This is a genomic window from Chitinophaga sp. CCNWYY40 (assembly GCF_037483205.1).
Classification (GTDB): Bacteria; Bacteroidota; Bacteroidia; order Chitinophagales; family Chitinophagaceae; genus Chitinophaga; species Chitinophaga ginsengisegetis.
The window spans coordinates 681,163-690,944 of the sequence record NZ_JBBHLF010000004.1 but is presented as its reverse complement, the minus strand read 5'-3'; the positions used below and the strand labels follow the sequence as shown (position 1 = coordinate 690,944).

Annotated in this window: 7 protein-coding genes; 3 read left to right on the top strand and 4 right to left on the bottom strand. The window is 47.0% G+C overall.

Annotated elements, in window-relative coordinates; all coding sequences use genetic code 11:
• The first annotated feature begins 107 nt into the window (after positions 1-107).
• The 3 genes from V7S65_RS17515 to V7S65_RS17505 all read left to right on the top strand — a co-directional run bounded on the left by V7S65_RS17515 (position 108) and on the right by V7S65_RS17505 (position 3,988).
• On the top strand, positions 108-416 hold the full coding sequence (locus tag V7S65_RS17515) for a hypothetical protein (RefSeq protein ID WP_133256095.1): 309 nt from the start codon (positions 108-110) through the stop codon (positions 414-416).
• A 67-nt stretch (positions 417-483) separates the two neighbouring features.
• Positions 484-2,766 carry a TonB-dependent receptor gene (locus tag V7S65_RS17510; protein ID WP_336387427.1) on the top strand — a complete coding sequence of 761 codons (2,283 nt, stop codon included), beginning with the start codon at positions 484-486 and terminating at the stop codon, positions 2,764-2,766.
• Between the two features lie 4 nt (positions 2,767-2,770).
• Positions 2,771-3,988 carry a sialidase family protein gene (locus tag V7S65_RS17505; protein WP_336387426.1) on the top strand — a complete coding sequence of 406 codons (1,218 nt, stop codon included), beginning with the start codon at positions 2,771-2,773 and terminating at the stop codon, positions 3,986-3,988.
• An 85-nt stretch (positions 3,989-4,073) separates the two neighbouring features.
• Here V7S65_RS17505 and V7S65_RS17500 read toward each other — a convergent pair whose 3' ends face one another.
• The 4 genes from V7S65_RS17500 to V7S65_RS17485 all read right to left on the bottom strand — a co-directional run bounded on the left by V7S65_RS17500 (position 4,074) and on the right by V7S65_RS17485 (position 9,772).
• Positions 4,074-4,235 carry a hypothetical protein gene (locus V7S65_RS17500; protein ID WP_159454266.1) on the bottom strand — a complete coding sequence of 54 codons (162 nt, stop codon included), beginning with the start codon at positions 4,233-4,235 and terminating at the stop codon, positions 4,074-4,076.
• A gap of 136 nt (positions 4,236-4,371) precedes the next feature.
• On the bottom strand, positions 4,372-5,127 hold the full coding sequence (locus V7S65_RS17495) for an SDR family NAD(P)-dependent oxidoreductase (protein WP_336387425.1): 756 nt from the start codon (positions 5,125-5,127) through the stop codon (positions 4,372-4,374).
• Positions 5,128-5,160: 33 nt separating this feature from the next.
• Entirely contained in the window at positions 5,161-6,987 is a 1,827-nt protein-coding gene (locus V7S65_RS17490) for a T9SS type B sorting domain-containing protein (protein ID WP_336387424.1), read from the bottom strand.
• A 166-nt stretch (positions 6,988-7,153) separates the two neighbouring features.
• Positions 7,154-9,772 carry a PKD domain-containing protein gene (locus tag V7S65_RS17485; protein WP_336387423.1) on the bottom strand — a complete coding sequence of 873 codons (2,619 nt, stop codon included), beginning with the start codon at positions 9,770-9,772 and terminating at the stop codon, positions 7,154-7,156.
• Between the last annotated feature and the right edge of the window lie 10 nt (positions 9,773-9,782).

The window sequence follows — 9,782 nt, the reverse complement described above, 5'->3', positions numbered from 1 at the left end:
TTTTTCTTAACAGGGGAATGGTAATTATTTACTAGGTTTGCGGCGTGAAAGGGCTTGGCATCATATGCATATTTCTGGGACTGCTGTTACAAAACTTCAGCAGGAGCGTGGTTTTTGTACAGTTTAAAGTAAACCAGTCCTATATCGCCAGCGTTCTCTGTGAAAATAAGAACAAGCCCCAGATGCACTGTAACGGCCGCTGTCATCTCAAAAAAGAACTCGACCGGGATGCCCAACAGGATAAAAATAATAATAACGGGAAAGATAAATATGAGGTGATGTTCATTGAAACATTACAAACCTTTCATACCACTCCACCCGTTAACCAATCCGTATTCAACGCTTATTATAAGGCTCCCTGCCTCGATACACTTTCCCCCTCCATCTTCCATCCACCGCAGTTGGCGTTAGTCTGAACCTGAAACTTATACTACCTGACTAACCCTGTTCGCCACCGGCGAACAGTTAATGACATATACATACATGAAACAATGTTGTTTACTCCTCATTGCCTGCATGGCTGTTGGTAACAGCTATGCACAGCAGATACATGGGCGCGTGGCAGATGCACAAACAAAAGAAGCCCTGCCGGGTGTGAACGTAAGACTATTGCATGCCGCCAACGGATGCAATACCAATGCACAGGGGAAATACGAATTAACAGCTGCTGCGGCAGACTCTATAGAAATATCCTACGTAGGATACGTACCCATGCAGTTACCTGCTGAAACAGCCGCTAACATGCCGGTGATCTACCTGCGCCAAAGCACTACCAGCCTGAATGAAATCATTGTATCCTCTTCGCGCGATAAGCAGCAGCGCTCGGAAGCGCCGGTGGCTATCAGCACCATTTCGGCCCAAACATTAAGTGAAACCAAAGCCACCACGCTGGATAAAGTACTGAATAAAGTGAGTGGCGTATACATGGTAGACCTGGGCAACGAACAGCATACGATGGCAATCCGTCAGCCTATCGGTTATAAAAGCCTGTTCCTTTACCTGGAAGATGGGATCCCTATCAGAACTATCGGCGACTTTAATCACAACGCGCTCATTGAAATCAATATGGCCGCATTGAAAACAGTAGAAGTGATCCGTGGTCCGGCGTCTTCCCTGTATGGAAGCGAAGCAGTAGGTGGTGCGGTTAATTTTATCACCGCATCACCAACGCTGGTGCCTACCGCCAGGATTCAACTGGAAGGCAGCAACTGGGGATATAAACGAACCGACTTCAGTGTATCCAATACCGTGAAAAAAATGGGTTTTGCGGTGAGTGGTTACTATGCCAATCAAACCAATGGCTATATGGATCACAGCGATTTTCATAAACTGGCGCTCACCGCAAAAGTGGATTACCAGATCAATGAAAAGAATAAATGGACCAATGCCGCTACACTCATTAATTATAAAACAGATCAAACCGGTGGTCTGGACAGCACCCATTTCTTCGCAAAAGATTACCGCAGCTTTCAAACATTTACCTACCGGGAAGTAAAGGCATTACGCGTGCGCAGCACGCTGGAACATGAATGGGATAACAGTAACCATACTACTTTCACCGCCTTCTTCCGTAATAATACTATCGGGCAAAATCCCTTTTATGCGATCAAGGATATAAGAGGTACCTTAAAAGCAAACGGACAAATCAACAGCGACGGCTTTAACAGTTATGGCATAATTGCGCAACACAAAAAACAATTCAGCTGGAAACAGGCCGCGCTCATTGCCGGTGTGAGCGCCGATTACAGTCCTGCTACCTACGTGGCCAATTATATTGATATTACAAAAGATGCTGCCGGTTATTACACCAGCTACCGGAACACAGATTCCCTGCTTACGGATTATCGTGTAGGATTACTCAACAGTGCCGTATATACACAATTTGAATTTTCACCGCTGCCGGAAATGAGGGTAGTAGCCGCTTTGCGCTACGATCGGATGGATTATAATTTTGAAAATCATCTCACCCCTTCGGCGTATACCGGCGCACCCAGTGAGGGGAATAATTTTAATGCGCTTACACCCAAGCTGGGCCTCACGTACAATCTCGGTAAAAACCGTGGACTGTATGCAAATTACAGTGTAGGTTTTGCGCCTCCCAATATTTCAGAATTGTACACAGGCGTGAAAGTGCCGGTGCTGAAATCAGCTACGTATCAGAACTATGAAGCCGGTGGCTGGTTTGCGTTTGCACAGCAAAAAGGTTATGCTGATCTGAGTATTTACCGCATGAATGGCAGCAACGAAATTATCAGTGTAAGAAATGCGGATGGTGTGTATGAAAACCGGAATACCGGCGCTACTACACACAGCGGGGTAGAGTGGAACGTAAAGTACACGCCGCTGCGCAGCCTGTTGATCCGTACCAGCGGTACTTACGCGGAACATATTTTTAAAGCCTATGCAGATGGTAGTAAAGTGTACAACAACAACCAGATGAGCGGTGCGCCGAAATGGATCACGAATACAGAAGTTACCTGGAAACCAGCGCTGTTAAATGGTTTCAGGCTGGGCGCCGAATGGCAGCATATCAGTAAGTATTATATGGACCCTGCCAATACTTCTTTGTATAACGGGTATAACCTGTTTAATGCCAGGGCAGGATATGCTTACAAAGGATTCGAGTGCTGGCTGAACTGCATGAATATAGGCGATCAGTTGTATGCCACTACTGCAGAAAAATCTGCCTATGGCAAAACCTACAGGGTAGGCCCGCGTCAGACTTTCAACTTAGGCGTGGCGTATACATTTACCGGTAAAAAATAAACAGATGAAGCAAGCAGCAGTATGGATAGCAATGATGATGGGAGTTGCCGCGTGCCAGCCGCGTACATTACAACCAGGTAAGGCAGTAGTGGTATCGCATACAGGAAAAGATGCATCCTGTCCTTTTATTACAAAGGATGCCGGTGGCCATCCGGTGATCAGCTGGGTGGAAACAAACAGTAATGCAGATACCGGTTTGATGTATTATGCGGTATCTAACGATAATGGATATACGTTTTCTGAACCGGTGGTTATTCCTGCTTCTGCGGGCGTATATCCGCATGATGAAAATTTACCTAAGCTGTTGTTTAAACCCGGTGGTACTGTGATCGCGCTCTTTGGTGTGGAAGCCAATGATCCGCGGAATAAGTATGCGGGCAAGGTAATGTATACACAGTCGTTCGACGATGGTAAAACGTGGCAGCCCGCTCTGCCGCTGGTAACGGATACCGCCGGGTACGACCAGCGGTATTTTGATATGGCCTTATTGCCGGGAGGAGAGGCTGCTGCTATCTGGCTGGACAACCGGAAGGATACTAACGCAGAAGGCTCTACGCTTTACTTCGCCACCACCGCCGGGCGTAATGGTTTTCAACATGCTGTCCCTGTGGCTTCCACCATTTGCCAGTGCTGCCGCACAAAAATGTATGTCGCAGAAAATGGCAATATTCACCTGGCCTACCGCGATATCATCAACGACTCTATCCGTGATATGGTACACCAGGTATCTGCAGATGGTGGCCGTACCTTTTCTGCTCCCGTGCGTATCAGTGCAGATAACTGGGTGGTAAATGGATGTCCGCACACGGGACCAACACTTACCGCCAACAGCACGGGGCTGCACTTTGCCTGGTTTACAATGGGTGGCGGACAAGGCGCTTTCTATTGCGGTTCTGTTGATAACGGCAACACCTATACGCAAAAGGAGTCGCTGAGTAAGTCGCCTATGGCAAAGCATCCGCAAATGACTACCATAGCAGATCATATCATGATTGTGTGGGATGAACCGGTAAAGTGGAAGGGCGATTTCAACAGCAGGATAGGCTTTCAGTATAAAGCGGCAGATGGAAAAACGATGGAAGCAGGTGTTCTTACTAACGACAGTACCTATGCTAATTTCCCGGTGATCAGCGGAGTAAAGGACAATAAAGCATTAGTGGCTTATAAAAGAAGAGCAGGCAATAAGAGTGAAGTGGTGGTAAGCCTGTTAAGTATGCCGTAAAATAATTTTGGGATTTAGCTGTTTGTTTCCCGGAATCAATAAAAAGGAAATCAAATAACTAAATCCCAAAATTCAAAAACTTGTTTCAGCTGTAACCCAGGGAAAAGCCCTTTTGTCCGGCCCAATCTTTACGCGATGCCCAACGGCCATAATTGCCTTTCCGGGAGTTACCGAAATAGAAGCGCCAGCCTTCTTTCCACCGGGGATAGTACAGACGCAGCAAATACATAGTCATAAATGTAAGCATAGGGATATGGTTTCATGTTTAGGATAGTCTTAGTTCTGACAGCATTGGCATAGATTTTCTGCGAAACGGTACAGGAAATATATAAATGTTTCCAAATATAAAGACTATCATCCAGCAATGAAATCACATCTATGTGTTATTTTTTATCTATGTAATATGCGTTGGCCTGTTGTAAAGGCGTCATTACCAGGTCGTTGATGCAAACATGCGGTGGAAGCGATGTGCAGTAGTATACTACGTCTGCTACATCCTGGGCGGTTAAAGGAATAAATCCTTTGTACACTTCTTTCGCTTTATCTTCATCTCCTTTAAATCTCACCATCGAAAATTCGGTTTCAGCGGCGCCGGGGTGAATAGCGGTTACTTTTATGCGGTAAGGCAGCAAATCAATACGCATACCCTGGGAAATGGCATCTACCGCCGCTTTGGTGGCACAATACACATTGCCTTTGGCATATACCAGCTTGGCGGCAGTGGAACCGATATTGATAATATGACCCATTGTGCGGGAGCGCATCCATGGAATAACGGTGCGCGACACATAGAGGAGTCCTTTTACATTGGTGTCTATCATGGCATCCCAATCGTCCGTGCTGCCTTCGTCGATGGTGCTTAAACCGGCCGCAAGCCCGGCATTGTTCACGAGGATATCAATTTTGCGCCAATCTTCCGGAATAGTGCCTAAAACGGATTTTACTTCTTCCTCTTTTCTTACATCAAAATTCAATGCCAGTACATTGATGCCAAATTCCTGCGTTAACTGGGTTTGCAATGCTTCGAGCCTTTCTTTCCGGCGACCGGTAATAATCACATCATAACCTTTGCCGGCGTAAGTAATAGCGCATGCCTGACCAAAACCGGCCGTTGCACCAGTGATAAGAACAATTCCCATGAGTGGTTATTTTTTTATGCAATTTACTAAGGATCAGCGGACCAGCGTCACAGTTCCTTTTTTAAGGATCTCTTTTCCATTGAAATCTGTACCCTGCAGTATCCAGATATAGGTATCTACAGGCGCCGGCATCCCTTTGAAGGTACCGTCCCAGCCAACGCGGAAATTTGTGGAGGAGTAAATTTCCGTTCCCCACCGGTTGAAGATCCGGAAGAAGGTATAGGTAGTAATGCCCACAGGAATAAACCGGAAGTAATCGTTCAGCCCGTCGCCGTTGGGTGAAAATGCGTTGGGGATGTACATGTCGGGGCCGGTGTAATATTTTACATGTACCGAGTCGAAGCCAAAGCAGCCCTGCTGATTGGATACGCGCAGCGCAAAAGAGATATCCTTGTTATAGGTTAGCACCGGCTGCGCAATGTTGGGGTTATCAAGTCCGTCGGCCGGCGACCAGGAATAAAACTCCCCGCCGCTGCCCTGCATCACCATTTGCTGTCCTTTTGCCAGGATGGTATCGTTGCCTGCAAACGGATTTACCTCGTAAATCCTGATGTTTTTGCTCACAGTTTTTACGCATTGTTTATCCGTCAGCAACGTCAGTGAAATCGTATATACGTCACCTTTAGGAAAAGTATATCTCATAGATCGTTGTGAACCAGGTGTAACCACACTGTCCAGCAACCCCAGATCCCAGACGTGACCGGTAATATTTCCATACAGATAGGAAGAGGTATCGTTGAACTGAACGGGATCACCCTTGCAGTACCCGGTGGTGGTGAAGCCTGCCGTTAATCCGGGATAGTTAAATATTTCCCCTTCGGAGCTATCGGTGCAGGCCAGCCCGGGGTTAACCACCATCTTTACTTTGTATACACCTGTGTCCGGATACTGGTGGTAGAACATTGTTTTTGTATCGGTGAGGGTATCGGTACCATCACCAAAGGTCCAGTAATAGGTAGATGTATAACCGGCTACGCTGGAATTGGTAATAGGAACGTGTAAAGAAGGGTCTTCTGTACAGTTATTCAGCACCGGTGGAAAAATGGCGGTGATTTTTGTCTGGCAGTTAAATACGGTCAGTAAAATATCCTTGCTGTGGGTGCCGAGGAACTGTTTGGTTACCAGGTCATATTCATTCACGCATACCGTTACTACATACTTTCCCTGCAGGTTGGGTGTACAGGTAATCAATCCTTTGGAAGAAATGGATATCCCCGGATTACCGCCCATTGGGTTATTGCCTGAATAAGGCGGGATATAGCTTACAGTTGAATTATAGGGCGGCGGTGTGGTGGAGTTGCTTTCATTGGCGCTGGAGCCGTCTGTTAATGCGCTGCAAAGGTTATAGGTCAGGCTGTCGCCGTCTTCATCATAGGCAGCGTAATCCAGGCTAAACGGCATGGCGTTGCAGATGACAATAGCAGTATCCCGGTCGAAGTACGCGCTGTTATTATTGGGCCTCGATTCTATTCCCGGTATCACGGTATAATAGGTAGATCCTTCGTGTTCAGAATCATAGATGTTACTCAGTTTTTCGCCCCGGCAGCAGCGTTGGGAGGAAACATAATATCCTCCAACAACGGGTGGCAGTTCGATGGTAGCGGTATAAAAAGCTACTTCAAGGTGTTGGGCCTGCGGAGCGAGACAAGGGTTTTTCAGGGTATCTATCAGCGGACGGGTAAAAGCAATGTAGAGGTAAACGGAGGATAAAACTTTGGAACCATTGGAAGTAAATACGTTAGCAGTAACCGGGTTCTCAAATCTGTCAATACAACCTTGACGGTCGCCACAGGTAAAATCTGCGTCGCGGTATAACTTGAGAGTGATGAGATAACGGTAGCGGGAGTTATCCTCAGTCATTCCTAATGTTTTATAAAAAATTTCGCCACCAATGATATGATATCCAGCCGCAAAAACAGGGAACAAACAGCAGCTCAATATCAGTAAAACTGCTCTCTTCATGATGGGGGATACTGCTCCCTGAATTTAACAAAAAAAGAGCATATACGGTTCAATCCGGCCAACTTTATCTTACAAGTGTGACGGTCCCCTTACGTTGAACTGTATTATTGTTAATATCTTTTCCCTGAACTACCCAAACATAGGTACCTACTGCAGCAATACTGCCGTTAACAGTTCCATCCCATCCCTTGAGATACGCCGTACTGGAGAACATTAGCTTACCCCAGCGATCAAACACCCGGAAGAATTCCATCTGCACAATACCCACCGGCAACGGACGGAATACATCATTTAAACCATCCCCGTTGGGTGAGAATGCGTTAGGTATATAAATATCCGGTCCTTTGATAAAGCGTACAAAAATATTGTCGGTACCGGAACAACCTTCCTGCGTATAGGCGGTAACGGTATATGTGATATCACGGTTATATGTAGTTACCGGGTTATAAATATTGCGGCTGTTTAATCCATCCGGCGGAGTCCAGGTATATCGTACGCCCCCGGTAGCATTCAGCTGGAATGGCGTGTTCAGCATAATAATGGTATCGTTGCCGGCAAAGGCATTTACCTTAGGCACCACTTTTACTAACGCGGTGGCAGTAACCGGTTTAGGACATCCCAGTGTATCCGTTACCGTTACTGTAAACAGGGTAGTGTCCGGAGGATGGGCCAGTGTAACTGCTGATGTGGATTTATCCACATAATAAGCCGGCGCCCACTTGTAGTAAGCGCCTCCTGTAGCGCGCAGCGTAAGCGGAATACCAAAGCAAACAGTGGTATCAGGAGCAGCAGTAGCCCTCGGTGGATCCACCACTTTGAGTGTAACGGTATCGGCTGAACGACATTTGCCCAGCGCTACCTGGATCTCATAACTTTGTTTGGGAGGAGTGGGTGTTACATACGCATCCGCCAGTAATGATACTACCTGGTTGCGGTCCAGGTCCGTCCAGCGGTAGGTATACGTTCCATCTGTAACCGATGGTAAATGAACCTCATCATTGGTACACACGGTGCTGTCGGAAATCGTTTTCACCCGGATGGTATCTCTCACATCTACCTTTACATCTTTAAAATTGGTACAACCCTGTGTATCCGTAAACGTTACCTTGTAAACAGACGACTTCGGCGGAAATACAATGGCATTGGGCGTATTGGGATTCAGGATAAAATAATTATCCGGCGTCCAGGAATAAGAACCGGGAAGTGTGCTGCCTGCGCGCATCTGCAAACTATCTTTCGCGCAAAGTAGTGTATCGTTGGTAGCAGTGAATGGCGGCTTATCATAAATCACCAGTGGCTGTGTAACGGCTTGCTCACATCCTTTTACATTGCGGGCATACAGCTTTACATTATAAGTGCCGGGTGTAGTATAGGTATAAAGCGGGTTCGCCAGATTGGAAGTATCACCGTTGCCAAAATCCCATTTATAATACACGATGCCGCCGGCGTCAGACTGGGTGGAAGCAGAATTGAATTTTGTTTCTTTATTCACACAGGCGCCTGCGGTAGTGAATGCCGGCTTGAATACCGGGTACGCATATACGATAGCAATGGCGCTGTCGCCGCAATTGCTCGCTTTATCTACATAAAGTTTTACGGTATAGGTACCTTGTTGTGCATAGGTATGCTGAATAGGATTGGCGGTATTGGTATCCAATGTGGTGCCGTCTCCAAAGTCCCAGTGATAAGGCTTTCCGAGCGTGCTGTTATTGGTGAAGGTGATGGTTAAGCTGCTGCAGTCTGCATATTTTTCGGGCATGGCGGCGGTGGCCTGTTTCACGCAGGAGGTGATGTTGATGTGAAAGTCTTTCCGCAACGTTCCGATCTTTTGTCCTCTGCGGAATTCATTTACACACACTGTTACCACATACTTACCTGCTGCCGGCGCCACACCGGAAATGATACCGGTATGCGGATCTATGGTAACGGTAGATCCCAGCGGACTGCTGCCACTGAATGGCGACACATAGCTGGCGAAGCTGTACGGCGGTGCGTCCGCCGCAGGCGGAATATCTCCTTCACTGGTTTTGCCGCCTTTATAAGCGTCGCAGAACTCATAGCTGAGAGAATCTGCATCCGGGTCTGTAGCAGAAAAATCGTAGGTGAATTTCTTGTCTGCACAAACGAGGGTGGCTTCTTCTTTATTAAAAACGGGACTTGAATTATTGGTAGCGCCGGAGTTGCTGCCGGGAATATCGGCGTAGTAAGTAGCGCCGGTACCGAGGTCGCCGGGACGGCCGCCTGGAATAGGTTCTGCCACTATATTTTCCATGTACGGATCACGGCAGCAGCTCTGGAAAGCAATGGTATAACCGGCGGCATTCACCGGAATGGTAATAGTAGTGGTATAAGTTCCTATCTGGTAACAGATCACCGGTGGGTTAACGATACAGGGATCTATCTTCGCAAGATTTTTTACTTCAAAGTTGGTACGTGTGATCTGGTATTGGGCTATCTGCCGGTAAGTGCTCCTGTCAAAAGAAGAAAGTATAACAGCGGTGGGCATTTTGGCAATCCGTTCCCCGTCGCCGCAAATGCGGTATAATTTCAGTGTGATGGAATATTGAAGGTTATTCCCACTCTGCCCGAGATACTTATAATATACCTGTCCGCCTATGATATGACTGGCCTGCGCCACCAGGGCGCACACCATGCATAGCAGGATGACAAGAAGTTTTTTCACAACAGGTGTT